Origin of the sequence: Streptomyces sp. NPDC048258 (assembly GCF_043201995.1) — a bacterium.
Taxonomy (GTDB): Bacteria; Actinomycetota; Actinomycetes; order Streptomycetales; family Streptomycetaceae; genus Streptomyces.
Genome location: NZ_JBICZH010000034.1, coordinates 15,372 through 40,889 on the forward strand (window position 1 = coordinate 15,372; position 25,518 = coordinate 40,889).

Annotated in this window: 22 protein-coding genes and 6 pseudogenes; 14 read left to right on the forward strand and 14 right to left on the reverse strand. The window is 68.8% G+C overall.

Annotated features, from left to right (window positions below; genetic code table 11):
- Positions 1-6: 6 nt before the first annotated feature.
- A pseudogene (locus tag ACGFYQ_RS38960) lies at positions 7-893 on the reverse strand (glycosyltransferase); the annotation flags it as partial.
- 169 nt (positions 894-1,062) lie between these two features.
- Between ACGFYQ_RS38960 and ACGFYQ_RS38965 the strand changes: the two are divergent.
- On the forward strand, positions 1,063-1,623 hold the full coding sequence (locus tag ACGFYQ_RS38965; protein WP_393751622.1) for a hypothetical protein: 561 nt from the start codon (positions 1,063-1,065) through the stop codon (positions 1,621-1,623).
- An 86-nt stretch (positions 1,624-1,709) separates the two neighbouring features.
- Entirely contained in the window at positions 1,710-2,297 is a 588-nt protein-coding gene (locus ACGFYQ_RS38970; RefSeq protein ID WP_393751624.1) for a GNAT family N-acetyltransferase, read from the forward strand.
- 140 nt (positions 2,298-2,437) lie between these two features.
- Here the strand turns inward: ACGFYQ_RS38970 and ACGFYQ_RS38975 are convergent, their stop codons facing one another.
- From ACGFYQ_RS38975 to ACGFYQ_RS38985, 3 genes are all read right to left on the reverse strand, one after another.
- Positions 2,438-3,640 carry an MFS transporter gene (locus ACGFYQ_RS38975; protein ID WP_393751626.1) on the reverse strand — a complete coding sequence of 401 codons (1,203 nt, stop codon included), beginning with the start codon at positions 3,638-3,640 and terminating at the stop codon, positions 2,438-2,440.
- A gap of 107 nt (positions 3,641-3,747) precedes the next feature.
- Positions 3,748-5,748 carry a PEP/pyruvate-binding domain-containing protein gene (locus ACGFYQ_RS38980; RefSeq protein WP_393751628.1) on the reverse strand — a complete coding sequence of 667 codons (2,001 nt, stop codon included), beginning with the start codon at positions 5,746-5,748 and terminating at the stop codon, positions 3,748-3,750.
- Positions 5,745-7,181: an acetyl-CoA carboxylase biotin carboxylase subunit family protein gene (locus ACGFYQ_RS38985; protein ID WP_393751630.1), complete on the reverse strand. Its 1,437-nt coding sequence runs from the start codon at positions 7,179-7,181 to the stop codon at positions 5,745-5,747. The genes ACGFYQ_RS38980 and ACGFYQ_RS38985 overlap by 4 nt, the downstream gene beginning before the upstream one ends.
- 475 nt (positions 7,182-7,656) lie before the next feature.
- Here ACGFYQ_RS38985 and ACGFYQ_RS38990 point away from each other — a divergent pair.
- Positions 7,657-8,101, forward strand: a pseudogene (locus tag ACGFYQ_RS38990) (transposase); the annotation flags it as partial.
- A gap of 25 nt (positions 8,102-8,126) precedes the next feature.
- Here the strand turns inward: ACGFYQ_RS38990 and ACGFYQ_RS38995 are convergent.
- From ACGFYQ_RS38995 to ACGFYQ_RS39010, 4 genes and pseudogenes are all read right to left on the reverse strand, one after another.
- Entirely contained in the window at positions 8,127-8,417 is a 291-nt protein-coding gene (locus tag ACGFYQ_RS38995; RefSeq protein ID WP_393751669.1) for a hypothetical protein, read from the reverse strand.
- Between the two features lie 209 nt (positions 8,418-8,626).
- Complete coding sequence (locus ACGFYQ_RS39000; RefSeq protein ID WP_393751632.1) at positions 8,627-8,935, reverse strand: hypothetical protein; 309 nt, start codon at positions 8,933-8,935, stop codon at positions 8,627-8,629.
- Between the two features lie 50 nt (positions 8,936-8,985).
- Positions 8,986-9,333 (reverse strand): annotated as a pseudogene (locus ACGFYQ_RS39005) (transposase); the annotation flags it as partial.
- Positions 9,329-9,565, reverse strand: a pseudogene (locus ACGFYQ_RS39010) (SpoIIE family protein phosphatase); the annotation flags it as partial. The pseudogenes ACGFYQ_RS39010 and ACGFYQ_RS39005, both read right to left, overlap by 5 nt.
- Positions 9,566-10,155: 590 nt before the next feature.
- Between ACGFYQ_RS39010 and ACGFYQ_RS39015 the strand changes: the two are divergent.
- From ACGFYQ_RS39015 to ACGFYQ_RS39045, 7 genes and pseudogenes are all read left to right on the forward strand, one after another.
- Positions 10,156-10,542 carry a nuclear transport factor 2 family protein gene (locus ACGFYQ_RS39015; RefSeq protein ID WP_393751633.1) on the forward strand — a complete coding sequence of 129 codons (387 nt, stop codon included), beginning with the start codon at positions 10,156-10,158 and terminating at the stop codon, positions 10,540-10,542.
- Positions 10,543-10,652: 110 nt separating this feature from the next.
- A complete protein-coding gene (locus ACGFYQ_RS39020) occupies positions 10,653-10,994 on the forward strand; it encodes a hypothetical protein (RefSeq protein ID WP_393751635.1) in 342 nt (113 codons plus the stop codon).
- Positions 10,995-11,021: 27 nt separating this feature from the next.
- Positions 11,022-11,186 (forward strand): hypothetical protein, encoded by a 165-nt coding sequence (locus ACGFYQ_RS39025; protein ID WP_393751638.1) that lies wholly within the window; start codon positions 11,022-11,024, stop codon positions 11,184-11,186.
- 526 nt (positions 11,187-11,712) lie between these two features.
- The gene (locus ACGFYQ_RS39030) at positions 11,713-14,046 is read left to right on the forward strand and encodes an Orn/Lys/Arg decarboxylase N-terminal domain-containing protein (RefSeq protein ID WP_393751640.1); all 2,334 of its coding nucleotides are present in this window, start codon (positions 11,713-11,715) and stop codon (positions 14,044-14,046) included.
- Positions 14,047-14,242: 196 nt separating this feature from the next.
- On the forward strand, positions 14,243-14,734 hold the full coding sequence (locus ACGFYQ_RS39035; RefSeq protein WP_393751642.1) for a GNAT family N-acetyltransferase: 492 nt from the start codon (positions 14,243-14,245) through the stop codon (positions 14,732-14,734).
- A gap of 30 nt (positions 14,735-14,764) precedes the next feature.
- Positions 14,765-15,106: pseudogene (locus ACGFYQ_RS39040) on the forward strand (IS5 family transposase); the annotation flags it as partial.
- Between the two features lie 872 nt (positions 15,107-15,978).
- The gene (locus tag ACGFYQ_RS39045; RefSeq protein WP_393751645.1) at positions 15,979-16,479 is read left to right on the forward strand and encodes a hypothetical protein; all 501 of its coding nucleotides are present in this window, start codon (positions 15,979-15,981) and stop codon (positions 16,477-16,479) included.
- A 52-nt stretch (positions 16,480-16,531) separates the two neighbouring features.
- On the opposite strand, the gene ACGFYQ_RS39050 is transcribed toward ACGFYQ_RS39045, so the two are convergent.
- The 5 genes from ACGFYQ_RS39050 to hutH all read right to left on the reverse strand — a co-directional run bounded on the left by ACGFYQ_RS39050 (position 16,532) and on the right by hutH (position 21,561).
- Positions 16,532-17,200, reverse strand: coding sequence for a hypothetical protein (locus tag ACGFYQ_RS39050; protein ID WP_393751647.1), 669 nt, complete (start codon positions 17,198-17,200; stop codon positions 16,532-16,534).
- A 204-nt stretch (positions 17,201-17,404) separates the two neighbouring features.
- Positions 17,405-18,079, reverse strand: a complete 675-nt coding sequence (locus ACGFYQ_RS39055; RefSeq protein ID WP_393751649.1) for a hypothetical protein — start codon at positions 18,077-18,079, stop codon at positions 17,405-17,407.
- Positions 18,080-18,239: 160 nt separating this feature from the next.
- Positions 18,240-18,776: a hypothetical protein gene (locus tag ACGFYQ_RS39060; protein ID WP_393751651.1), complete on the reverse strand. Its 537-nt coding sequence runs from the start codon at positions 18,774-18,776 to the stop codon at positions 18,240-18,242.
- An 84-nt stretch (positions 18,777-18,860) separates the two neighbouring features.
- On the reverse strand, positions 18,861-19,592 hold the full coding sequence (locus ACGFYQ_RS39065) for a hypothetical protein (protein ID WP_393751653.1): 732 nt from the start codon (positions 19,590-19,592) through the stop codon (positions 18,861-18,863).
- A 334-nt stretch (positions 19,593-19,926) separates the two neighbouring features.
- Positions 19,927-21,561, reverse strand: coding sequence for a histidine ammonia-lyase (hutH, locus tag ACGFYQ_RS39070; RefSeq protein ID WP_393751655.1), 1,635 nt, complete (start codon positions 21,559-21,561; stop codon positions 19,927-19,929).
- Between the two features lie 587 nt (positions 21,562-22,148).
- On the opposite strand from hutH, the gene ACGFYQ_RS39075 reads away from it, so the two are divergent.
- The 4 genes from ACGFYQ_RS39075 to ACGFYQ_RS39090 all read left to right on the forward strand — a co-directional run bounded on the left by ACGFYQ_RS39075 (position 22,149) and on the right by ACGFYQ_RS39090 (position 25,259).
- On the forward strand, positions 22,149-22,598 hold the full coding sequence (locus tag ACGFYQ_RS39075) for a hypothetical protein (RefSeq protein ID WP_393751657.1): 450 nt from the start codon (positions 22,149-22,151) through the stop codon (positions 22,596-22,598).
- Positions 22,599-23,074: 476 nt separating this feature from the next.
- The gene (locus ACGFYQ_RS39080; RefSeq protein ID WP_393751659.1) at positions 23,075-23,548 is read left to right on the forward strand and encodes a transposase family protein; all 474 of its coding nucleotides are present in this window, start codon (positions 23,075-23,077) and stop codon (positions 23,546-23,548) included.
- 349 nt (positions 23,549-23,897) lie between these two features.
- Positions 23,898-24,731, forward strand: a complete 834-nt coding sequence (locus ACGFYQ_RS39085) for a PIG-L family deacetylase (protein ID WP_393751661.1) — start codon at positions 23,898-23,900, stop codon at positions 24,729-24,731.
- Between the two features lie 201 nt (positions 24,732-24,932).
- The gene (locus ACGFYQ_RS39090) at positions 24,933-25,259 is read left to right on the forward strand and encodes a hypothetical protein (RefSeq protein ID WP_393751663.1); all 327 of its coding nucleotides are present in this window, start codon (positions 24,933-24,935) and stop codon (positions 25,257-25,259) included.
- A gap of 175 nt (positions 25,260-25,434) precedes the next feature.
- Here ACGFYQ_RS39090 and ACGFYQ_RS39095 read toward each other — a convergent pair.
- Positions 25,435-25,518: pseudogene (locus ACGFYQ_RS39095) on the reverse strand (transposase); the annotation flags it as partial.

Genomic DNA, 25,518 nt, shown 5'->3' on the forward strand with positions numbered 1-25,518 from the left:
GGCTGGTCAGCCGACCGCCGCGGCCAGGAGCACGTCCACGAGCCTCTCCGCGGCGTCCGGCCGCCCATACGCACGAGCCCGGTCCGCCATCGACGCCCGCCGGGCGGGTTCGTCAGGAGCGGGCCCACCGCGTTCTTCAAGGTCTCGGGGGTGACTTCGCCGAGCAGGGCGAACGCCGCCCCGGCGTCGGCCAGGTGCTGGGCGTTGTGCGCCTGCTCATTCCCGGCCGAGGTGGCGAGCGGCACGAACACGGCGGGCTTGCCCAGCGCGGTCAGCTCGGCCAGCGTGCCTCCTCCGCTCCGGGACACCACGACATCGGCCAGCGCCAGGACGTCGGGCAGTTCCGCCCCGACGAACCCGTCCAGGTGGTACCTGCCGGTGAGGACCGGGTCCAGGCCTGAGGCGGCCGCCCGAAGCTCGTCCACGTTCGCCGGCCCGCACTGGTGGATCACGTTCGCGTGGCCCAAAAGCCACGGGAGCACATCCCTGACGACGCCGTTGATCTGCTGGGCGCCCTGCGCTCCGCCGGTGACGTAGACCGTCGGCAGCCGCCGGTCGAAGCCGTGCAGAGCCAGAGCCTCGACCGCCTTATCCGGGTGACCGGTCAGCACCTCCGGCCGCACCGGGTTCCCGGTGACGACCGCACGCTCTCGTACCTCGGCGGGCAGCAGGGGCAGCGAGGACTCCGAGGACACCGCGATCCGCGTGGCCGAGCTCGCGAGCTTCCGGTTGGCCAGGCCGAGCCGGACCGTCTGCTCGTGCAGGACCAGAGGGCGCCTGCACAGCCGCGCTGCCAATCCGGCTGGAACCGCGACGTACCCGCCGGTTGCGAGAACGACGTCCGGATGGAAGTCGGACACGATCGACCGTGCCTGGGCGACGCCGAGCGGCACCCCGGGTAACCCTACTGTTCGAGGGCGCACCAGGGCCTGTCCGACGGGTGGTGAGGCAGCAGCGCCGATCTCCGCCCGTGGTCTCTGCGACCGCTGCGGGCTGCGCGAGCCGCAGGGCATGGCGGCGTGACACCGCCATACTCGGAGCGGCCAGAGAGGGTGATACCAGATGAGCAGCACGGTAGTTCCGTTGTTGATCGCGTTCCTGGGGATCGTCGGCACGCTCGCATCGGGGCTCATGACGCAGCGACTCGCTGAGAAGGTCAAGTCCAAGGAATCGGACCGTGCCGAGCGGCAGCGCGCCGAGGAGCGGCAGTACGAGACGAAGCGTGCGACGGAAGAGGCCGTTCGAGCCTGTTACGTCATGCTGAATACCGCCTCATTGGACTATCACTCTGAGCTGAACAACTTCTGGTACGCGCTCAGGGCCGGTCGCGTCACGGATGACCTGAGGTCGCGTCTGGACGACGCGCGGCGTGAGCACCGTGCTCGGTTTTCCGAGGCGCAGATGCGGGTCCCGGATGAAGTGCTTGCCACCGCTGACGACGTCCATCGCAGGCTCAGCCGGATATATGGGGTCCTCAAGCGTCTCGACGGCGGGTTCCCGCCGCGCCGGGAGGGCGAGTCCCTGGAGGAGGCGCACAGTCAGATCGTGGAGCTTTGGGACGAGCTCAGCGAGATGCGCCGCATCATGCGCCAAAGCATTGGCGTTCCCCCGCACACGGCCTAGTGCCGGGACGGCATAGGTCCGCCGGCTTGATGGTCGAGGCACCGGTTGGTGGGTTTCGTGGCTGAAGGCTGTGGCAGGATGCCGCGATGATCTCTAGTTCACGCATACCGGCGGTCGTTCCAGCGGGCCAGATGGCCGAGATGGAGCAGCCGGTGCTCGGTCTTCCAAGCGGCCTGGAGCTGCGTCCCTGGCGTCTCTCGGACGCCGACGTCTTGGTAGCCGCCAGCCAGGATCCCGGAATTCGCCAGTGGAACCGGCTGCTGGTGGAGACACCCGAAGACGCGCGCCAGAGGATAGAACGCATGCACGAGCGTTGGCGGACCGAGATGAGCGCGATCTGGGCCATTGCGCGACCGGGTGACGCGGCGGTGGGCCTGATCGGATGGGGCGACATCGACCTCACCGGCGGCAGCGCCGAAATCGTCTACTGGATCCTTCCCGCGGCGCGCGGTGGTGGTGTGGTGGTCGAGGCCACGAAGCGCCTCAGCGAGTGGGCCCTGGATGACCTTGGCCTGCATCGCCTGCGCCTGTGCCACTCGGTGGCCAACCCAGCCTCCTGCCGTGTGGCCGACAAGGCCGGATACTCCCTCGAAGGCACCATGCGCAGCGCGCTGCTGCACGCGGACGGATGGCACGACGAGCACCTGCACGCTCTCGTCCAAGGCGACATCTGATCCTGCGGCAGACGATCAGGCCGCTGCAGGCTGCGCGTCGCACTCGACGCGGACTCGCGCCCGGCCCCGGTGGCGCGCGCCCACACCCTCGGCATCCTCGACACCAGGGTCTGGCCGCCGCGCGCGGCCGTCGCGCCCTATCAGGGCTGACCGGCGGCCAGACGTACCCCGTCCCGACGCAGCCGCCCCAGGACGACGCCCACGACGAGCAGCAGCAGACAGGTGCCCGCCGCCGCGTGCACGAGGAGCGCGTCGAGGCGGTCCGCCGCCAGGTAGGCACCGACGGCCAGCGCCACCAGCGCGCACACGCCGCGGTCGATGATGGACTCCACCGAAAGCAGGGTCGCCCGGTAGGGGGTCGGCGGGATGGCCGCGTTGATCAGGTTGCGTTGCACCGGGTACGCAAGGCCCGCCGCGGCGGCGAACACGCACAGCCACAGGATCGTGCCCAGGCCCCCCGACAGCGTGGTGGCCGCGAGCGTGAGTGCCATGACCACGCTGAGGACGGTCACCACGGTGGTGTCGGACAGTCTGCTGCGCAACCAGCCGGTTCTGGCCGAACCAACGGCCTCGGCGACCGTCATCGCCGACAGCACCGCACCGTGGTCGGCGACGGGGAGGTCCTTTTCGAGGAGCAGCGGTTGGAAGAGGTTGACCTGGCAGATGCGGGCGAGCGTGAACACGGCCACGCCCTGCACCATCAAAGGCCCGAGGGACCGAGACGTTCCGAGCACCTTCGCGGCCTGGCGGGCCGAATCGAGGAGCCCGACGCGCTCCGCGGGCGGGTGACCGCCCCCGCGGGGCGCCGCGATCGCCGGGAGGGCCGCGGCGCAGGCCAGCGAACCGAGCGAAGAGAGCGCGGTCAGCACGTAAGGGGCCTCGTGCCGGACGTGCATCAGGACGCCCACCAGCGGCCAGCAGGCGATCTTCGCCCAGAGGCCGAGCGCCCGGGCGGTGCCCTCGGCCTGTACGTAGTGCTCGTCCGCGTCGTGCTCGCGCAGGTACTCGTACAGGTAGGCGCTGGAGGCCCCGGACACCAGCGAGCGGGCAGCGGCGATGGCCAGGAAGTGCGCCATGAAGCCCGCGAAGGACGGCGAGGCGACCGGGAGGAGGTTCGCCGCGGTCATCGCGGCCGCCCCGAGCTGCATGCAGCGGCGCTGTCCGATGCGGTCGGCGATGAAGCCGGTGGGTATCTCCAGCAGGCAGAACGCCACGTAGTAGATGCTCTGGATGCCGAAGATCTGGCTGTCCGACAGGCCCGCCTGCTTCTGGTACTGGTAGAAGACCGGCATCCACCACAGCAAGTTGAACAACAGCTGGAACCCGTTGTTCAGTCGGATCACGCGGAGCACCGCGGCGGGCGGACGGACGCGGCGTTTCACTCGCGTACGCAGGGAGATGGGCATGGGCGACCTTCGGGTGGGACGGTACGCGGGGAAGTACGGACGGGTCAGGCGCTGTACGGGCGCAGCTGGAGGATGTGGAGCGCGCCTCCCGGCCCGAGCAGCCATTCGATGTCGAGCGGCCCCGCGAAGGTGTAGTCCGTGGCGAAATGGGACTGGAGCAGGCGGCCCGCCAGCGCCAGCCGACCCAGGTGGGCCCGTGTGTCCTGCGCCAGGTCCTCGGTGGCCGCGCCCAGCGAGATCGTGCGGCCGCCGCCCTCGACCGTGTTGTACAGGTACTGCAGGGGCATCGTCCGACCGTCGACGACATCGGCCGTGGACCCGTGCGCGCAGTTGAGGTACACATTGCGGAAGTCGGCCCGGTTGGTCGGATTGCAGGTGACCATGACGCCTCCGAGCGGGGACGGCTCGTAGCGCTGGACGATCACCCCCATGTAGGTGTCGTCCAGGGAGATGCCGGCCTGATGGCGCAGCCGCACGCTGCGCGGGGAGAGCAACGAGGCCCATACCTGGCGGATGGCGTCCAGCAGCCCCGGCAGATCGGTGACCTTGGTGTGGGACTCGTAGATCCCGGCCGCGGAGAAGCCCGGCAGGTCCTCGGCGTTCGAGGAGGACCGCACGGCGAAGCGGCCGGTGCCCGCCAGGTGCTCGACCAGCTGCGTGTCCAGGGCGCGCACCAGGTCCTCGGGCACAGGGAGGGTGCGCACCAAGTGCTGCAATTGGAGGCAGACCGTGTCCACGGCGTCCATGGAGTTCAGCTCCAGGGCCATCTTCAGCTTGCCGATGCTCTGTTGCACGGCCGGCGAGGAGTCCAGGAAGCGCTGTTGGACGGAGAAGGGGACGGCGATGCCGGCCGGCGCCTGGACGTGCCGGGTCAGGAACTCGCTCGCGTGCTGGGCGAGATCGCCGTCCTCGGGCATCCCCAGCCGGGCGGCCAGGTGACCGAGCAGGTCGGCCCGGGGCGGGCGGGGCACGGAGTAGTAGCCGGTCAGCCGGCCCGATCCGTGGCGCAGTACGTGGTGCAGTTCCCCGAGGTTGGCCGCTTTGGTGCCGTAGCGGTTCCGGTCGCCGGCGCGTAACGCGGACAGCGGCACGAGCGGTACGTTTGTCACGTGCGGCGCGTCGAGGCGGACCCGCTGCGTGTGCCACGTCGGTTCGGCGAGGTCCGACGGCTCCTCGGCGCGCTCGATGACGAACCCGTCGGCGGTGACCTCGTAACGGACCCAGGCACCGTCCAGCTTCTCGTCGGCGATCGTGTCGAGGACTCCGCGGACGATGGCGTTGGGGATGCCCCACCCGGCCGCCAGCATGTTGGTGTGCGACAGCGGAGTGGTGGGCTGGGCGTTGATCAAACCGGCGAGCCGCGGGATGTCGTCGGGGACAACCGGCATGGCGATGATTTCGTACCAGGTCAGGTCCGCGCGGGCGGCCAGGTATTCCTCGCCCGAGGCGAAGGCGCGGAGCCGCCCGGTGGCCGAGGCGAGCGTCAACGGCACAAAGGGCGCGGTCGCCAGGAGCGCGTGACCCCGTGCACGGGGCACCACGGTCTCCGGCACCGCCGCGAGGGCGTTCTCCTGCCCGTGGTTGGCCGGCTTCACCAGCAGCTCCAGCGCGGGATCGAGGTGAGTCCGTACGAAGGCGTGGAACTCGATCAACAGGTCCGCGCCCATGGTGTCGGCCTCGGTGGTCTCCAGGACCATGAACGGCTCGTCCCGCTCCGGGCCGCCCCGGGAGCGCAGCGACAGGACGCCGAGCAGGAAGCGCCGCGCGGGGTCCTGGTAGACGTCATGGTTGAAGCGGTCGAGTTCGGCGTCGAGCTGCTCGAGGGTCAGCCCCTGGATCTCGGTGGCTATGTAGTTGACGTGGTAGGAGTGCACGGCGCTGTCGAGGACGTGCCAGAGGCCCTGGTCGCGGTCCACGACGACCTTCACGTACGGGTGCCCGCCCAGCACCCCGGCCAGCTGCTCGAACAGGGGGAGTGTGAGCAGGGTGTCCACGGCGGCGCCCCGGGGGGACGGCGCGGCAGTGATGGTTCCGGCGTTCGTCATGCGGTGCTCCCGGGTGTCGAGCGGTCGGCGGACAGGGCGGAGGGCTCGGTGGGGGCGGCGGTGGGGGCGGCGTTGAGGGCGACGGACGGGGCGGTGAGGGCGTTCGGCATGGCCGCGAGGATGCGGCCGCAGTCGGCCAGCAGCTCCGGCCCGGACTCGGCGGTGAGGAAGCACAGCGCGGCCATGGAATTGGCCCCTCCCGCCTCCTCGTACGGCGGGACCGGGCTGCCCGGCGCGAGACTGCGTTCGCGCACCAGCTCCACGCGGGATCCTGGCGCGACCAGGGCGGGCCAGTCGACCGCCTCGAAGTCCCAGGCCGGGAGTTCGGTCCAGGGCCGGCCCTCGGGGTCGACGGCGAGGACGACGAGAGATCCGGCGGCGCCCTCGCCCTCGGTCAGCATCCGCTCCGGGTAGGCGACCTCCCGGCCGAGCAACTGGCGCACCAGCATCCCGATCATGTCGAGCCCGAAGACGGTCTCCACCTGCCGGGTGGTCATCACCCCACCGAAGCGGGCGGCGGTCTCGATCAGCCACATGGCCCCGTCCGCGCCGAGTTTGATCTCGGTGTGGGTGGCGCAGGTGTCGAGTCCGAGCGCGTCGACGGCGGCGCGCGACACCTCCTCGATCCGGTGCTGCAACGCGTTCGGGAGGGCGGCCGGAGCCAGGCTCGCCCGCTCGGTGAAGGGCGCGATGGTCGGCATCCGCCCGGTGATGCACAGCGGGTGGTAGCGGCCGTCGGCGACGATCCCCTCCACGCTGACGTAGTCGCCCCACCCGTCCCCGTCGAACCAGTCGGAGGCCTCTCCGGTCACGATCTCCTCCAGCAGGAAATCGCTGACACCCTCGTCCGCGGCGTGCAGTTCCGCGTAACCCTGCGCGGAGGAGGCTTCCATGACGGAACGTCCGGTCTTCCAGGCCGCCTCGGCCTGCTGCTCGTTCCACACGGTGAGGTGGGCCGTGGAACCCGCGCTCCAGGCGGCCTTCAGGAGGAGCGGCGGCCTCAGGGTTTCGAAGGCGGCCGTGATGTCCTCCGGAGCGTGGACCTCCGCGAACCCCGGTACGGGCATCCCGGCGTCACGCCAGATCCGGCGCATCAGACGCTTGTCCCGCGCCCCCGCGACCCGCTCGCCAGCACCGCGCAGACCGAGCCGCAGGCTCGCGTGGGCGACGGCCACCACCGCGTACTCCGACAGGGTCAGCACCGCCTCGGCGCCGACGCGGCGGGCGTGGGAACAGATCAGATCGACCAGTTCCACCCCCTCGCCCGGCGGGGCCGTGGTGACCGACGCGCACCCGGGCAGCCACACCGACTCGGTGGTTCGGGGCAACGGCGCGAGCGCCAGGACGTGCACCTCGGCGTGGGCGGCGATGCGCGGGACCGCGTACTCCAGAGGAGGGCCGCCCTTGGCATAGACGAAGAGGATCGGGGTCATGGTGCTCCTGGGGTCGAGGGGGACGCCGCGTGGCGCGACGGCGTCGTCGGCGGACGATCCGTACGCGGTGTCACCACGTACGGACCAGGGGTAACTGGACCACGACGGAAAACGGCGAACGCACAGATGTACGCCTACTCAGTTAGGCGTTCGCCAAACAACCGCGCTCGCCAAGTGGGGCCGGCATGACGGTGTTTCAGCCATCCGCGCGGGGCCCGTGGGGATTACGCGTCCGCGGGGCGATCCGGGAGGTCGTCACCAGCCGATCAAGAACCCGAGCGGCCACCTCGACGGCTGGCGGCCCCCTCCCGGCACTCGGCGACGACTCACGGCCACAGCATGCGCCGGTCAGGGACCCCCCAGGCCCGGGCCTATGGCTGATGCGGCCGGACGTGTCGTACGCCTGGTGGACGCGGGCCTTGAGGAATGGGGGGCGTCGTTGGTGCCCCTAGGTGTGCTGTCCGGACAGGTTGGCCTGGCCGCCGTCCTTGACCAGCGCAAGCTCCAGGCCGGGCGGATCGAGGAACTCCTGGAGGACCACCCTCTTTCGAAGGTCCTGACGTCCATGCCGGGAGTGGGCGTCAGGACCGGAGCCAGGATCCTGATCGAGGTCGGCGACAGCAGCACCTTCCCGACCGCCGGCCACCTCGCCGCCTACGCCGGCTTCGCCGCGGCCACCCGCAGTTCAGGGTCGTCGATCCGCGGCGAACAGCCGTCCCGAAGAGGAAACAAGCAGCTCAAACGGGCTTTCTTCCTCTCAGCGTTCACCGCCCCTGGGCGACCCGGCATCGCGGGCCTACTACGACAAGAAGATCGCACAGGGCAAGCATCACACCCAGGCCCTGCTCTGCCTCGCCAGACGGCGGGCAGATGTCCTCTTCGCGATGCTCCGGGACGGCACCTTCTACAAGAGCCGCAGCCTGTTAGGGCGGTCGCTCCGCAGACCTAGACCATGGTCAGGAGGTGATCCGTGGGGCCGTAGTCGATCTTCCAGTCGGCATAGACCCCCACTGCGCCGCCCTTCTGGCACCGCAGCCCAACCGTCACCCAGCGGACCGCCCCGTCGCCGGCGAGCGAGAACGCGACTGCCGTCTCGAACTCCTCGCTCCCGCACGGGCAGCCGGCCTCGCCAGGATCCGCGTCCTCCCAGAGCTCCTTGCTATCCGCGATGAACGCGCGGCCGCCGCAACCAGTGCACACCCGCTCGGCTCCGCCCTCGACACCGTCAACGAGCACGAAGAACACGCTGCCGCCACACCCGCCGCAGACGGAAGGAACATCTTCACCGGACGGCCGTCGGCAGCGTTCCGGAGAAACGCCGCGAGGTCCGCAGAGACACCCTCACCAATCTGATCATCGGCATGCACAGGCGCATCGTTCCAGACGTCCGAACCAGCACCCATCCACCTTGACCAAAGACATAGACACCTCACGTGTCTCACGCGTCAAGCTGTTGGGGCGGGCTCTTCGAACGCGGCGCGGTCGTAGAGCCGGTGGTGCCACTCGTTGGCGTCTGGGCCCGGCTTGGTCTTGAGGACCGGGTTGGGGCCGGTCTCGATGAGGTGGAGGAGTGTCCAGGCGACTCCGTAGCAGTCGTCGGGGCCGAAGCACGTGACGAGCAAGGCCGCTTCCTCTCCCGTCACCGGCTTGCTGATGGCTTCGAGCTGGGTGACGCGCCGGTCGATCTCTTCCTCCTCCGCATCCCAGTCGGGCAGCGGGCCGTCGGCGACGAAGGTCTGGACTTCTGGTCTCATGTCCGAATGATCGGCGCTCCTGCCTGGCCCGGACAAGTCTTCCTGGCAGGTCAGGCCACGTTCTCCTGGAGGATGGGCCCGGAAGGGAAGGCCTCTCGCTCGTCGAACAGTTTGTGGTGCTGGAGGCAGTGGTGTAGCTGGCCGATCATGCGGTTGAAGAGGTTGCGAAGGGCGGGGGCATGCCAGTCTCCGTGGTCGTCACGGCGCCTGCGGTAGTGCGCTTTGGCGCCGGGCGAGGAAGTGAGGGCGGCGAACGCCCACAGGTATCCGGCGTGGTTGAGGCGGTCGTTCTTGACCCATCGGCGGGTGATGGCGGACTTCTTTCCGGAGGCCCTGGTGATGGGTGAGGAACCAGCGTAGGCCTTCAGCCCGCGGGCGTCGGCGAACCGACTCCTGTTTCAGGGCGTGGGAGAGAGCGCGCACTACCGGCCGCACCCCGGTGTGGTCACGGACGACGCGGTTGGTCCACTCGATGAGTTGCTCCTCGCCGAACTGTTCCCCGCCGGCTTCGTGCTCCTCGATCAGGCCGGCGGTGAAACACAGCAACCGGTCTCCGGGTTGCAGCAGCTCGCTGACTTCCGGCTGCTCACCGCCGAAGCCGACCGGCAATGTGGTCGGGCTCTCCAGCCGGTTCGTAGAAACCCACGCTTGGTCGACAAGCACCACCCCCGAGCCTCAGGCTCTCGGCGCATGTGCCGGCGGCCCCGAGGGCAGGTGGCGTGCTTGGCCGACGGCTACGCGGGCCACCCGGCTCCTGGGACTCATAGCATGCCTTTCGAGACAGCGGGGAAGAAGCCTTCGCCGGGCACGGGCGCTCCGCGACCCCTGTGGCTCCTGCCCCGCCAACGAGCTTCACCCGCTGGCGTCACGGCCGGCAGTGTGCTGCCTGAGGCCGCGCTGCGCAAGGCAGCACACCGCCGGTGCAGCGCGCCCACACCAGTAAGGCGGCTGAGCGGCGCCAGAATGGAGCTCCAGAAGGGTCAAATGACCGTGGATAATCGGACGCATGAGACTTGTGTGCTGACTTCGGTGAGCTGGCGGAACGTCCAGCAGGGGACACCTGAGGAAAGCGTGACGGCTGCCAAGCTCTACCCAGACGGGCGGGTTCGAGCACCTGCGCGATCTGACCCGGAGTAATCGTCAAGACGTGTGGACCTGGTTTTTCAGGATTGTTGTCGGAGTGTTCTGTCGCGAGACTTGCGGGTCCTATAGTGATCGTCATGTCCGATGCTGACCTCGAACGGAACAAGGCCACGGCCACGGCGTTCTACGACCTGATGTTCAATCAGTGCCGTCCTGCGGATGCCGTGGAGATGTACGTGGGCGACACGTATATCCAGCACAACCCGGAGGTAGCCGACGGCAGGCAGGCTTTCATTGACTACTTCGAGCGGATGGCCGCCGGGTATCCGGGCAAGCGGGTGGAGTTCAAGCGCGCCTTCGCCGAGGGCGACCACGTCGTCCTGCACTGCCATCAGGTGTGGCCGGAGGAGGAATACGCCGGAGTCGACATCTTCCGCTTCGACACCGATGGAAAGATCGTCGAGCACTGGGATGTTCTTCAGGTCATTCCCCCCGACTCCAAGAACGACAACACGATGTTCTGACGGCCGGTAGTCCGGGGTGGTCCTGGGCGACTGCCGGCCGGCCGTTGGAGCGTTCGACGAGATGACCGTTTCTGAAGCGGGCGCCGCCTCGGACGAGGGCGACGAGGTGGATGACGACGGACCCGGCGAAGGCGGGGGAGTGGCTGGAGTCCTGGACCGACGTGTCCGGCGTCGAGGGCATCGTGGTCAAGGGCATGAACCAGACCTACCGCCCCTCGGCGAGAGGCTGGTACAAGATCCGCCGCCGGGACACCATCGAGGCGGTCATCGGCGCCGTCACCGGCACCCTCGCCCGACCGCAGCTCCTCGTCCTGGGCCGCCGGGATCAGGTCGGCCGCCTGCACGTGGTCGGCCGCGCGGTACCACTACGCCCGGAAGCGGCCCGCTCGGTCGGTGAGCACCTGATCCCCGCCGGTGACGGTCATCCGTGGGCGGGTGTGCGGTTCGCCTAGACGTGGGGGAGTCGTGACGTCCTGGACGTGCTCCTGGTCCGCCCGGAGCTGGTGGCGGAGGTCAGCGCCGATACCGCCGTGGACCGGGACGGGGTGTTCCGGCACCCAATGCCTTTCCAGCGGCTGCGCCTGGACGTCACGGCGGAGGATGTTCCCGGATTCGGGGCCGGACGGGCTGCGGCCGCCGGGTGAGCGCGGCGGGGCAGACCCTGTGTGGTGCGCTGCCTGGCCGCGCGGCCCTCGGCTGCGGTGAAGGCGCAGGCGTGGGCGGCCGTGGTGGAGTCCGACGCGCTGGTTGAGGCCGCCATCGCCGGGTTCGCGCAGCCGGCACAGCGCGAACAGCCGGCGCCGTACGCCTCGAAGTAACCGGCCCCAACTTCGCTACCAGGTCAGTGATCACGGATGCCGAAAGACCCGTGGTGCGACGCTGCGACACGATCGACCCACGAGCTCCACCCCCCACCACGAACAGCCCAACGATGCTCTCCGGCCGCCGTCACGCTAACCATGCACGAGGTCGTAAGGCTGACACCTACACCGTCGTCCAATGGGGCACTTCATCCGTACCTCACTGAGGACTGTCATGAGTACGCCTACACTGCCTGGCATTACGACTCCTCGAACGGGTGAGGCTGCCGGTTTTCGACACGATCCATGGCGTTTGCACTCGACACTTGGCCTGTCGGGCGGCTTGGTACGCACATGGGTGGAGAGTGTCATGGCAAACGGTAGTGTCCTGCTGGCCTTGCGCGAGGACCCTTTGGGCCGGGGCGTCGGCGGTGACCAGCTGCGGCGGATCGGCAAGGAGTTGGAGAACCGCGGGCTGGAGGTGCGGTGGGCGCGGACGGTCGAGGGGGCCTGTGCCGCCCTGCGTACTGAGGCAGGCTTGGCGGCCGCGGTCGTCGCCTGGGACCTGCCGTCCGAGACCGGCGAAGACGCCGACGGCGGGGGAGGGGCAGTCCTGCGGCAGATCATCCGCCGGTTCACGGCTCTGCCCGTCTTCGTCGTCATGAGCGAGGAGTCGGACCACGGCCTGGACCGTCTGCCCCTGTGGGTGGCCGAGACCGCCGTCGGTTACATCTGGCCCCTGGAGGACACGCCGTCCTTCATCGCCGGCCGTGTCTTCAATGCGGCACGCGCCTATGGCGACTCCATCCTGCCGCCGTTCTTCAAAGCGCTGCGACGGTTCGACGACGCCCACGAATACTCATGGCACACCCCGGCGCACTCCGGCGGGGTGGCGTTCTTGAAGTCGCCCGTCGGCCGAGCGTTCTTCGACTACTACGGTGAGCGGCTCTTCCGCACCGACCTGTCGATCTCAGTGGAGGAGCTGGGTTCCCTCTTCGAGCACAGCGGTCCCATCGGGGAAGCCGAGCGCAACGCCGCACGCGTCTTCGGCGCGGACCGGACGTACTTCGTGCTGCATGGTGACTCCACGGCCGACCGCATGGTTGGTCACTACTGCGTCACCGCCGACGAGATCGCCCTGGTGGACCGCAACTGCCACAAGTCGGTGCTGCACGGCCTGGTGATCTCCGGTGCCCGACCGGTCTACCTCGTCCCGACCCGCAACGGATACGGCCTGGCGGGCCCCCTCCCCGCCAGTGAAACCCTGCCCGCGGCGGTGGCCGCCAGGATCGCCGCCCACCCGCTGACGCCAGGGGCGGTCTCCCCCCAGGCTGAGTACGCGGTGATCACCAACTCGACCTATGACGGTCTGTGCTACGACACCGTGCAGACCGCGCGTGCCCTGGCCCCCAGTACTCCCCGCCTGCACTTCGACGAAGCCTGGTTCGCCTACGCCCGCTTCCACCCCCTCTACGCCGGCCGCTACGGCATGGCCGTGGGCCCGGACACCTTCGCGAGCGAGGAACGTCCCACCGTTTTCGCTACCCAGTCCACGCACAAGCTGCTGGCCGCCTTGTCGCAGAGCGCCATGGTGCACGTGAAGTCCTCACCCCGGGCGCCGGTCGAACACCACCGCTTCAACGAGGCGTTCATGATGCACGGCACTACCTCGGCCCTGTATCCGGTGATCGCCTCGCTGGATGTGGCCGCGGCGATGATGGACGGGCCACAGGGCGAGTGGCTGGTCAACGAGGCGGTCACCGAAGCGATCCGGTTCCGGCAGGCCGTCGTGCGAACAGGACGCCGGATCGCGGACGCCGGCGACCGGCTGCCGTGGTTCTTCGGCGTTTGGCAGCCCGACACCATCACCGACCCGGCCGACGGGACCGCTGTCCCCTTCGCAGACGCCTCCCCGGCGCTGCTGGCCGCCGACCCCCGCTGCTGGGAGCTCGACCCCGACGCGGACTGGCACGGCTTCCCGGGACTGAGCCGCGGACAGTGCCTGCTGGACCCCATCAAAGTGACGCTGACCTGCCCCGGCGTCAACGCGCGCGGCGAGACGGACACCTGGGGCATCCCCGCCCGCATCCTCACCGCCTACCTCGCAGGCCGTGGCATCGTCGTGGAGAAGACCGACACCTACACCACACTCATCTTGTTCTCCATGGGCATCACCAAGGGCAAATGGGGCACCCTGATGGACGCTCTCATGGACTTCAAAGCCCTCCACGACGCCGACACCCCACTGCGGCAGGTACTGCCCCACCTGGTCGAGCGCCACCCGCAGCGCTACAGCCGCACGACCCTGCGCGGCCTGTGCCAGGAGATGCACGAACACCTCACCCGAGCCGAACTGATCGACGCCCTGGACACCGCCTTCCAGCAACTGCCCGAACCCGTCGTCCCGCCCCAGACCTGCTACCAGCAGCTGATCCGGGGCGGCACCGAACGCCTCCCCCTCGCCCAAGCCTCGGGCAGGGTGGCCGCAGCCATGGTCACCGTAACTCCGCCCGGGATCCCCGTCCTGATGCCTGGAGAAGCACTCGGCCCCCCCGACGGCCCGGTCCTGCGCTACCTCGGAGCACTGGAGGCATTCGACCGCGCCTTCCCCGGCTTCCACAGCGAAGCACACGGCGTCACCATCGACCCCGACACCGGCGACTACCTCATCGAATGCGTACGCCAGGACACCCAAGCCCCGTAAGCCTCCGCGCCCCGGCGTACGGGAGACCGTGCAGGGCCTCCTCGACATGGCCCGCGGAGAAGTCCGCGGGCCAGGGTGTCCGTGCCGCTGGCAGAACTCGCCCGCGCCTACACCCTGGTCATGGGCAGCAGCTCCGTCGCTAGGACTTGTCCGGACGATCTTTCGGATGGCGTTGTCACTACTGTCTCCTCCGCGCGTGGATGACGCCGATGAGCACCTGGCAGGCGAGGACGAGCTGCTGGTGCGGTGGCTCAGTGGGGGGCGGCCAGGCACCCGAGAAGGCACCGAGGTGTATTTCCGCCACTGCATCGAGCAGTGGGCCTCCCGTGGACCGTTGCGTGCGTTCGGGATCCGTGTGGCTGCCGAGTCAACGCTGGCGGGTTATATAGACCTGCGATTCGAGATGGCGGGCTTGGTGCCTGGACAAGTCAACATCTCCTACGGTCTCTACCGCGCCTGGCGGGGGCAGGGACTGGTGACCCGCGCTGTCCGCCTGATCTGCCAGTACGCCGCAGCTGAAGGGGCGACCCAAGGAGTGATCCGGGTGGACCCGGAGAACTCCCGGTCGGCAGCGGTCGCGAGACGGTCAGGTTTCAGCTACGACAAGCGGGTTCCGGAAGCGGATGGCAACCAATGCGACTGGTACGTCCGCAGCCTGGCTTATGGAGTTGATTTGGCGATCATGTGAATACTCCGTGCCCGGGTCGTTGATGTGGGCATGGGGCGGGGTGATCTGACTGATGCCGAGTGGGATCGGCTGCGGCCGTTCCTTCCGGTCTGCGATGGGCGTTGTGGTCGGTGGCGGGATCACCGGCAGGTGATCGACGGGATTCTCCACCGGGTTTGGACCGGCGTGCAGTGGCGTGACCTGCCCGAACGATTCGGGCCGTGAAAGACCGTCTACGAACGCCACTGACTGTGGTCGGGTGACGGGACCTGGGAGCGTCTGCTCCAGCAAGTCCAGGCCGCTGCCGATGCGGCGGGTGAGATCGACTGGGACATCTCGGTCGACTCCACCACCGTGCGGGTGCATCAGCACGCGGCCGGCGCCCGTACCGACCCGCCTCCAGCACCAAAGGGGGCCGAAACGTCAGAACACCAGGGCGAAACGCCGTGGCAGATTCTCGTCGTCCGGCTGGTGGAGGTGGTGCTGGAGGTGAGGGCCCGGGCGGCTCGCGCGGCGGGTTTACCACCAAGCCCCACCTGAGCACGGACGGCCGCTGCCGCCCGCTGTCCCTGATCGTCACACCAGGTGGAAAAGGACCGTGTCGAGATGTTCAGGGCTATCCGGCAGCCTATGGGCAATCTGACGGGCGAGGTCCCGCTCCCCCTCGTACCGGAGGGCCGGGCGACGGGTGACACCGAAGCCGTGAGAATCAGGCGGCGGCCCTGCACCGGCCCGTAGCCGCCAAGAGCCCGTTCACTCGCAGGGTTGCTGCTGGATATGGGTCTGTCAGACGAACGGACCTCCCAGCGCTGGGAGAAGTCCCTGCGGATCGTCGTGAACTCGGTCGTTCCGCTCCTCCGGCCAAAACCTCACCACAACCGGCACCTACACCGAGATGGCGTCCCGTCTGACCGAACCCGCGCTGCTGGCCCTTGCGGTGCTTGCCGTTCGCGGACGAGTCAAGCGGTAGCAAGTGTTGGCGGAGGGGCATTCAAAGGCGGAAGAAGGGATGGCTGCCACCGGTGATGCGGATCTCGAATTTTGGCTCTGACCGGAGTTCAGGGGTTCGCAGTCGAGGGCCGCGTGCAGATAGACCTCGTAGTAGGTCCCTTGGACCGGCTGTATCGCGACCCAGTGGATCCCCAGCCTCTCGGCCGGCTTCCAGACGATCCGAGGAACTGTTCGAGGTCTCCCGGCGCGCCGCGCTGAGCGAAGACGAGCGCCTCGACGCCCTCGGCCGACTGCCGACCGACACGGAGATGCCGATGCGTCTGCGTGTCGCGGGAGTCATCGTGCTCCTGGCGGCACAGCCCGTGAGCCGCATCGTCCGGCTCACCGTCGACGACGTGATCCGCGACGGCACCACGGTGCTGCTACGGCTCGGGGAACCAGCCTCACCTGTTCCCGCACTGGTCGCCGCCCTGCTTCTGGAGCACATCGCGAACCGCGACAACATGAACACTGCTACCAACCCCGCCTCCCGCTGGCTCTTCCCCGGCCGCCGGGCAGGACAGCCAGCCGGCCCTGGCCACTTGCCCGCGCTCCTCAACGAAATCGGGGTCCCGTCCGCAGCCGCCCGCGCCGCCGCCATCCGGCAGCAACTCCTCGAACTGCCCGCGCCCGTCGTCGCGGACGCTCTTGGCTATCACGGCAAGACCACCACCCGGCTCCGCAACGAGGCTGGCGGGGCATGGAGCCGATACGCCCCTGGGGATCACGCAAGATCGCCAGGGGGCTGGGTCCCTCGGGGAACCGGAGACCGTTGAACACACAAAGGCCCACCAGCAAAAGCGTGCTGGTGGGTGGACAGAGTGGCTCTCAGTGGGCCTGCGGATAACCGATTTCGGAGATGTCTTGGGCCAGGTCCGCCAGGGTGACCTCTACGTTCAACGACGACACGAGTTCCTGGTCCAGCGGCCGCAAGGCATACAGGTCACTCACCGCTTCCAGATCCACAGAGACCTCGTAGTAGTCCTCGGCGAAGCGCTGGAACGCTTCGGGCGAGCGGTCGACCAGCAGTTGGAACAGACCCGTTGCCCCATCAGGGTCGGCATGGTTCGAAGGGAAGTCGATCGTGCCGTGGCGCCACTGATCATCCGTCCCCTCCCGCCACAAGCAGGCCGTCACAACGGGCACGCCGTCCTCGTCGGTGAACGCCGGCTCCTCGACGAAGGGCTTGAAGACCTCGGGAACGTCGTCGATCACTCCCGGCCAGGGCTCGTCATCGTGGCCATATGGGCTCATCCGCGATGCGTGGTCGAAGCCACGGACATAGACCCCAGCCGCCGAGAACACGATGGAGTACTCGTCTCCTGACCCGTTGCGCATCGAGGCCATCTCCTCGCCTGCGGCCCACGTGGCGTTGAAGGAGTAGTACCGGCTCTCCCAGTCTGGGCTCAGGATCGCGTCGAGCATTGCAAGCGAGCGGCACAGGTCCCGCAGGTCAGCGATGGTGGGAAGTTGGCGGGCCACGTCATAGACAGTCACGGGCTCATCCAACCGGATCCCTCTGACATCCATCCCGCCCCTGCCGGCCGTCACGGTCAGTATCAATTCCAGAGCGGGACGTGCCAACACGCGACAGTTGAATACGCGAGCCCACCAGTATCACGGCCGGGATCCAGAACGGCGCCGGCCCCCTGCCCCGCGCTGTGGCGGGACGGGGGGCCGGTGTCACGCGAGAGCCGTGGCTCAGCGTGCCTGGACGAACGTACGGCTGGTACGGGACCCGTCGGAGCAGGAACGCTTCTCCGCCGCGGTCATCTTGCGGCTCTTGACCACCACCGCATTGGTCTTGCCGTCGGTGCCGTTCTTGGCCGGACCCGTGATGGTGTCCTGGAAGAACCAGTAGTAGTGCCCCCACCTGGGGCTGTCGTAGTGGGTCTGCCAGGTGCCGGAGACCCTCTGCATCACCTGGGCGCGCGAGATCCAACCCACCTCGCCGGGCTTCACCGTCATGTTGAGCGAGCTGCTCTCCGAATGGGTGCTCGACCAACTGTGGCTGTAACTCGCCGTTATGCTCAGGTCGACGATGCCCGCGATCTTGCCGCCCGCAGTGACGGAGACGCCCAACGAGTCGGTGGAACCCACCGTGTCGTCCCAGGTCATCGTCTGGGTGGAGTCGGACGAACTGCAGTTGTACAGCGAATCCGACACCTGCCGGAGCTCACCGAGGTACGCCTCTTCGAGCTTGGGCGAGTTGAACGTGCACTTGCCTTCGCCCGAACCGCAGTCCGCCATGAGCTGCTGTCGTGTCGGCTGGTCGGCGGCGGACGCCGGAAGGGCCGTCGCCGCAGCGACGGCGCAGGCCGCCGCCGTCATGGTCAGCGCGCGGGCTACGGAGCGCCTGACGCGGGTTGTTGTCATCGTGGTACCTCTCACCGTGCTGGGGGGTCGGGGAACGGCCGTACGACGGAGGCGATTTCGAGCGCCACCAGCAGCACGAACGATCACCGCCTGTTGCTACTGAGATCTTCTCGGCCGGTCCGAGGGGTACGGCGCGAATGAGTCAACCCGCGGCATGAGTTCAGTGCTGTCCGACGCGGCTCGGAGTCGGGCGGAGCACCGCGACCTCCGGGCCGAAGGCCACCACGAGCCGCCCACCGGGCGCCGTGTCCATCGCCACGGCGGATGCGGATCCGGTGTGCCCCGTGTGCGGGCCGCCGCTCGTACGGGCGTCGGTGAGGTCCCAGGTCCGGAGCGTGTGGTCGGCGCCTGCGGTGACGGCCAACGGCCGGCCGTCGACGACCGTGGTGGCCACGTCCCACACCCTGCCCGTGTGACCGGTCAGCGGAGGGCCCCACGGCAGCCCGGTGGCCGGGTCTCGTGCCACCACCGTGCCGTCCTCCTCCACGGTGAGGACAGCCGGGGCGCCGTCCGCCCCGGCCCGGACCGTGCTGCCGCTGCCGCTGCCGCTGCCGCTGCCGCTGCCGCCGCTGCCGGAACGTTCGTTCGTTCGGCCGGAGACCCGGTGCCACAGGTCTGCGCCCTTCGCCGCGCCGGGGGAGGGGGCGGGCACCTGTCCGTTCGGGCCGATGCTCCGGATCACGCGCATGCCGTCCACGTGCAGATGATCGGCCGTCAGGTCCCAGGCCGGTGGCCTGGACGACCGTGTCGCCGGCTTCTGGCAGCGTGTCGGTTCTTGACGTCAGACGGGCCAGGTTCCGAGGGCGCGGGCGAGCCGTTCGTTCTGCTCCTGGGTGATGCCTTGGGCGAGCCTCACGTCGAATCGCGGGCTGCGGGGGTCATCACTGCGGAGGATGCCGCCGAAGCGCTGGTCGTCGGGCAACCACCAGCCGATCGGGTCCCACATGGGATGGTCCACGAGGAGCTCCGCCACGCGCGGAGCCCTGCTGGCCGGAGCACCGACCTGGACCAGTGCCTCGGCGATCACGTCAGCCCCGTCCTCCAGCGCCTCCTCGTCACTCATCGCCGGCAGCAGGAGCAGTAGGCGGGCGTGCGGGTCGTGGATGCCCGGGGCCTCAAGGTCCGGAGTGCGGGCGATGTGGGTCAGTTCCCGCCAGGAGAGGCCGGGGCCTTCGTATGCGCCGATCCTGGCGAGATAGCCGTGCCGTCCCCAGTCAGGGTGGGTGACGAGGTACTGCGTCCCCCCTCTTCTTTCGTGGGGTCGGTTTATCACCACTGCGGCGTGCCCGTCGCCAAATGGGATTCGGATCACGGGGCAGTTGTCCTCGTCCACCAGCGCTTTGGACACAACATCGGCGTCGGCCGCGTCCGCTCCGAACCACTCCGGGGTCGGTGGACCCTCGTACTCCTCCGGGTCGCACATCCACATCAGATGGGCGGCCCAGAACCCCGGGTGGCAGACCAGTTCCTCCCCGGCCACCAGCGGGGCATCGTCAAATCCATTGATCAGCACCTGGCAAGACTGCCAGTACCCACTGACACACCGCACACCCCTGAGCGGGGACACCAGCCTCCCGCCGGACCGCTGCCATCTCTCAGCGACACATCGCAGTGGCTGCGTAGGTGACCGTGGAGAACGTTTGTCGTCGGCTGCGGAGAACAGTTGCCTGGTCGGCCCGGCCTGACGGCCGGACAGCCGTGGCAGGGAAGCGGCGGCGTGGGGGAGCCGTGACGTCCTGGACGCGGTGCTGGTCCGCCCGGATGTGGTGGCGGAGGTCAGTGCTGACCGGGCGGTGGAACCGGGGCGGGGTTTGTTCAAGAGAACGGGTCCGTCGGAGTGCTGTGCCTCAGCTTCCGTTGGGCCGCAGTCGGCCGTGTCTGACCAGGTCCACGGCTTCTTCGACGTCGGGGGTCATCCAGCGGTCCTGGCCCAGGGCCGGGATGTGGCCTCGGAATCGCTGGTGCAGTTCGGTGGTCCGCTTTGCCAGCGTCATCTCGCCCATTTTGGGCTTGGCCAGGTCGACGCCCTGGGCTGCAAGGAGGAACTGGACGGCCAGGACGGTCTCGGCCCGGTCGAGATTGTCGTCCAGGTTGCGGACCGAGGCCATGGCCATGGTGTTGTGGTCTTCCTGGCCGAACTTCTCCGGCCGCGACAGCACCCCGGCCGGCATCGCTCGCGCCTGCATCTCCGGGATCAGAGCCGCACCGACCGTCTGGACCTGCACCATGCCCGAGTTCAGCCCTACCGGCTCGGCGGCCAGGTTGTCGGGCAGCCCGTAGCTCCACTTCGAGGAGATCAACCGTCCCGACAACTCGTGGCTGAGCACCGCCACATCCGTGATCTGCGCGTTCAGAGTGTCCAGGGCATGACCGATCTGCGCGCCGTCCCAGTTCCCACCCATCACGAACTCATACGATGAACCGGTCTTGAACAGCAGCGGGTTGGACGTCGAGGCGTTCGCCTCCCGGCCGATGATCGTCCTGGCCTCTTCCAAAGTCTGGCGGACCGTGCCGACGATGTGCGGGGCCGCGCGCACCGAAACCGCGTCCTGCACCCGAGGTGACTTTTCCCCAAAGCGCCGGCGTCCCTTCTCCGTCATCCACTCGCTGTCCTCGGTCAGCTCCCGCAGGGAAGCTGCCTCCTCTTCTTCGGCCGGCACACCGCGCTCGGCATGCGTACGCGCGTCGAGCGAACTGGCCTCGGCTCGGGTTGCCTCGAGGAACAGGCCGAACGCACCGTCGAACTGGTCCAGGAACCTCTCCGCCCGGGCCACCGAAGCCGCGTAGCGTGCTGTCAGCACTCCGCTCCCACTGATCAGCGGCAGCGCCTCACCCGCCTCCAGGGCGAACGTGCTTGGCAGGCCTGCCTGCTCCAGCACCTGCCCGGCCGGGCGCGCGGGACCCCCGCGCAGCCGGGCCATCGCGCCATCCCCGGTCAGGACCATCCCGGCGGCCGCCATGGGCTGCAGATCACCGGTTCCCAGCGATCCGACCGAGGGCATCACCGGGGTCACCCCGGCGTTCACCAGGGCCAGCATCCGCCGCACCATCGCCGGCCGCACACCCATGTGACCGCGAGCCATGGCGTTCGCCCGCAACACCAAAGCCAACCGGGCTACCCCGGCTGAAGCCTCCTCACCCACCCCTGCCGCGTGCGAGCGCAGAATCCTGCGCTGGAAATCCCGCTGCTGCGCCGTTGTCAGCGGATGGTCTTTCAGCGGGCCCAGGGCCTGATTCCACCCATACACGCGCTGCCCGCTCTTCAGTGCGGCCAGCGCCCCGGCACGTGCCTGGTCCATCCTTGCGGCAGCCGACGAAGCGAGCCGCAGGGGCCCAGCCGAACCGGCCAGCACCGCGTTCATCTGACCCGGCGTCAGGTGCCCGCCATCGAGAACAACACCGGCTCCCTTGCCGGGTGCGGTGATCCCGGCCGGCGCCTGGGCCCGGGCGGGCACCGGCCCGGCCGAACCCGTCAGCACCACGGCCGCAGCAGTGACAACAGAGCCGCACAGCACCCCCCAACGCCACCTGGAGCGCTTGCCTGCTGCGGGAACCCCACCGGGTCCGGACTGCTCAGCGACAACTTCGGGTCTGCGGCCGCGGCCAGGGAGAAAGAAGGTCACAGCCCTACCCATCGGCACAACACCCGTGCCCCTCCAGAAAGTCTTACCGGCAGCCGACCGCGCACGGCTCAGCACCAGTCGACCGAGCGGGTGAGTTGGCATTCCGTGCCATGTCCAGGGTGGGGTTGGGCGCGCTACACCCGCCCACGACGCGGACGCGATCAGAACCGAACACTCCGTGTCCACGGTGTGTGGGGCCGCCGCCACCACTGAACCGCGGTCGGCGGCCGGCCCCTTGAGCCGGTAGCCGTTCCGTCTCGTGGAAACCGTGTGCCGGGCAGCCCCTCAGGATGCCCGGCACACCTTTCATGTCCGCCCCTCTGTTCCCGGGGCGGGCGGTAGCTCTTGGGTATGACGTGGCGGGATGGCTCTGTGGAGTGATGACGGCTACTTACATGGGGTGGGAGGTTGGGGATGTCAGCCCAACGAGGATGAGGAGTCTGCTGATGTCCGTGATCCGCCGCACCGCCGGTACCACCTGCCGCGCCTTTCTGGCCTTGCCGGTCGGGCTGGCAGCGGTCGTGCTGACCCTGTCAGGGCAGTCGCGGAGGGCTGCCCGGTGGCAGAGCCGGATCGCCGGTGGCCAGGGGTGGACGGGCGGGCGGGTGCTGGGCCGGGCGGTGCTCGGGCTGCCGCTGGACGTGGCGGCCTTCGCTCTGGTCGGGTACGCGCTGTTCAACTCGGTCCGGAACTTCGGCTACCCGCTCTGGTACTTCGGCGCTGACTACCACCAGGCCTGGGGTGGCCCCACCATGGCGGGTGTCTGGGCTGTCCATGCTGGCGGCTGGTTCGTTTGCCTCGCGGTGCTGCTGCACTGGCCGGTGCGGTGGCTGGCGAGGGGGCAGCGGGGGGTCGGCCGTCGGGTGACGGGCATGCGGCCGGCGGCTGAAGGGTAGCCGCGGTCAGACTCGTCGATCGCGGCTGGCTGCGGAAACTGCCCGACGGCCGGTTCACCACCCGCCTGTGACCTCGGCCGCCACTCGAAGCGGCTCGGCACGGACGTAACCAGGGTGCCCCCGGCGGCCGTTGGAATTGTGTGACGAATACCAGAGAGCATGCCGAGGACACCTGCCCGCTTGTCTACCAGTGCCGTCTGCCGCTGGCCACGCGCACCGTCAACCACCTCGCCGACTGCTCAGGCGCCATCTGAAGGCGATTCGGTCCCGATGGCGCATCCTGCCGCCGGGGAAGATCGCGGTAATCGTCCTGGCCGTACTGCGCCACGACCAACGCCTGGCCGACATGGCCGGCGGCAACAACGTGTCCGAGTCCACCGTCCGCCGGTGGCGGGACGAGCTGACCGGACTGCTCGCCGCCCAGGCGCCGCGCCTGGACCCGTGCCCTGAGGAAGGTCTCCAAGCAAGGCGGAGAGGTGGTCCTGATCGACGGCACCCTCATCCGCACCAGGCGCCGCACCGGGAGAGCCTACCGGCGGAACTATTCCGGCAAGCACCGCAGCCATGGCCTGCACTTCCTCGCCCTGACCGACGAGAAGGGCCGCCTGATCTGGATATCCGCCGCCCGGCCCGGCCGCACTCACGACAATACTGCCGCCCGCCATGACCACATCCTGGCCCACCTGCGCGCCGCCGGCCTCGGGGCGCTGGCCGACCTGGGCTTCCGCGGCTTGGACAGCGATATCCGCGACCCCGTGATCTTCACCGGCTACACCGCCAGCCGCACCCACAAGCTCACCCCGGGCCAGAAGGAAGCCAACCGAGTCCTCGACGTCGGACGTGCACCGGTCGAGCACGGCTTCGCCCACCTCAAGAACTGGCGGACCCTCACCAAGCTCCGCGCTGATCCCGCCCGCGCCACCAGCTCCTGCGCGCTCTGCTCGTCCTGACGAACCTCGAAGTCAACCGCTGACGGATGATCTTCTCCGCGGTCTCCCGCCCACGACCTGCGTGAGCACTCCGAGAACCGGTCACACCAGCCCTTTGACCTGCGACTTCAAGTTGGCGGAAGCTCATTGACGCTTCGAGGGGTCCCAATGCGTACGTCCTGGAAGGCCGAGCGGCCGCGCCGGGAACAGCCGTCCGGTCGGCGCGGTTGCATCGACCGAGGGATCGGAGCCACGGGCGGGGAGCACGGAGACCACAAGGTCGTCCGCCCCACCAGGATCCGGGCTCCCGGATCGCGGTACGCCCGCCGCGCATTCGGACGAAGACGTATTTCTGCAGGAGGATTGTTTCATGACTGACCGGCCCTTGACGCTCATGGCAGTGCACGCCCACCCCGACGACGAGGCCACCGGAACCGGAGGGGTCCTCGCGCGGTACGCGGCGGAAGGCATCCGCACGGTTCTCGTGACGTGTACCGACGGCCGCTGCGGTGACGGACCGGGGGGTGTCAAGCCGGGCGATCCCGGGCACGATCCGGCGACCGTCGCCTTGATGCGCCGTGAAGAACTCGAGGCGAGCTGTGACGTCCTGAAGGTCAGCGATCTGGAGATGCTGGACTATGCCGACTCCGGGATGATGGGCTGGCCGAGCAACGACGCCCCCGGATCCTTCTGGCAGACCCCCGTGGAGGAAGGCGCCGCCCGACTTGCGGAACTCATGCGGCACTACCGACCCGATGTGGTCGTCACCTACGACGAGAACGGCTTCTACGGCCACCCCGACCACATCCAGGCCCACCGCATCACGATGGCGGCGCTGGAGATGACCGCGCTGACACCGAAGGTGTACTGGACGACGATGCCCCGCTCGATGATGCAGCGGTTCGGGGAGACCATGCGCGAGTTTCATGAGGACATGCCGGAGCAGGATCCCGCCGAGGCCGCCGCGATGGCCGAGATCGGCCTCCCCGACGATGAGATCACCACGTGGGTGGACACCACCCCGTTCAGCGGTCAGAAGTTCGACGCGCTGGCCGCGCACGCCAGTCAGGGCGAGAACATCTTCTTCCTCAAGATGGGCAAGGAGAGGTTCGGCGAGTTGATGGGCATGGAGACCTTCGTACGTGTCCAGGACGCCACCGGCGCGGCCGTACCCGAGAACGATCTCTTCGCCGGACTGCGCTGATCCGCCCGGCCGGCCGGGGTCCGGGAAAGCTCATGGGCGGCACGGCGCGATCGAGCGAGCCTGGGAGCTCCCGGCCGCCGGCGGCTCCCTGCGGGAGCGGTGGGCGGCTATCGCTCCCGACCTCGCCGGGCACGTGGCAGCCGTCGGCTTCGCCCCGGAGCCCGGCCGACCGAGTGCCCCGACTCGTCGGCTTGGGCGACGATGGCACGCCTGGAGCAGGCCCGCGTCTCGCAGTGCGCCCGCGTCGCTGCCGCGTACATCAACCCAGGCCAGGCCCGCCCCGTCACCGCGTTCGGCACTCCCGCCGACGACCGGGCCGCTGGGGGGCGGCTCGCCTCGGCGTCTGCCTGGCGGCACCAATGGATCCGAACTGGCTTCGGGGCGATCGCCATCCAGCGGGCGGAGTCCCGGGCCTCCACCCGCGTGGCCCGGTTCCACTCCACTCCCCAGCCGTCCAGGAACCGCCACCAGCGCAGCAGGTCCATCCCGTACGAGCGGATCGTCGAAGCGGGACGCGAACACGCCTGAAGCTCGGCGAAGAACGCCGCCACCGGCTTCACCTCCGCGCCCGCGGCATCCAGCAGCACATATGGCTGGGCCGGGTTGGCGACCTCGACCAACGCACCCGTCCCGGGCAGCACGAGGCCCACAAGATCCCGAGTGGGATTACCCGTCTCAAGCATGACCGGAAGCTAGTGCCGCGTCAGGCAACGTTCGCCCTGTTCACCACCTCTTGGAGGCGTTCGTCGGCGGCGTGCTTGTTCCGCCAGATGATGTAGCGGCGGAT

Excerpts from the sequence above, each read along its gene's own strand:
- ACGFYQ_RS39020 (WP_393751635.1), top strand. The coding sequence starts at position 10,653 with ATGACGACGGACCCGGCGAAGGCGGGGGAGTGGCTGGAGTCCTGGACC.
- ACGFYQ_RS38985 (WP_393751630.1), bottom strand. The coding sequence starts at position 7,181 with ATGACCCCGATCCTCTTCGTCTATGCCAAGGGCGGCCCTCCTCTGGAG.
- ACGFYQ_RS38980 (WP_393751628.1), bottom strand. The coding sequence starts at position 5,748 with ATGACGAACGCCGGAACCATCACTGCCGCGCCGTCCCCCCGGGGCGCC.
- ACGFYQ_RS39085 (WP_393751661.1), top strand. The coding sequence starts at position 23,898 with ATGACTGACCGGCCCTTGACGCTCATGGCAGTGCACGCCCACCCCGAC.
- ACGFYQ_RS39030 (WP_393751640.1), top strand. The coding sequence starts at position 11,713 with ATGGCAAACGGTAGTGTCCTGCTGGCCTTGCGCGAGGACCCTTTGGGC.
- ACGFYQ_RS38970 (WP_393751624.1), top strand. The coding sequence starts at position 1,710 with ATGATCTCTAGTTCACGCATACCGGCGGTCGTTCCAGCGGGCCAGATG.
- ACGFYQ_RS39045 (WP_393751645.1), top strand. The coding sequence starts at position 15,979 with ATGCGTCTGCGTGTCGCGGGAGTCATCGTGCTCCTGGCGGCACAGCCC.
- ACGFYQ_RS39075 (WP_393751657.1), top strand. The coding sequence starts at position 22,149 with ATGTCCGTGATCCGCCGCACCGCCGGTACCACCTGCCGCGCCTTTCTG.
- ACGFYQ_RS39090 (WP_393751663.1), top strand. The coding sequence starts at position 24,933 with ATGGCACGCCTGGAGCAGGCCCGCGTCTCGCAGTGCGCCCGCGTCGCT.
- ACGFYQ_RS39055 (WP_393751649.1), bottom strand. The coding sequence starts at position 18,079 with ATGACAACAACCCGCGTCAGGCGCTCCGTAGCCCGCGCGCTGACCATG.
- ACGFYQ_RS39000 (WP_393751632.1), bottom strand. The coding sequence starts at position 8,935 with ATGAGACCAGAAGTCCAGACCTTCGTCGCCGACGGCCCGCTGCCCGAC.
- ACGFYQ_RS38965 (WP_393751622.1), top strand. The coding sequence starts at position 1,063 with ATGAGCAGCACGGTAGTTCCGTTGTTGATCGCGTTCCTGGGGATCGTC.
- ACGFYQ_RS39015 (WP_393751633.1), top strand. The coding sequence starts at position 10,156 with ATGTCCGATGCTGACCTCGAACGGAACAAGGCCACGGCCACGGCGTTC.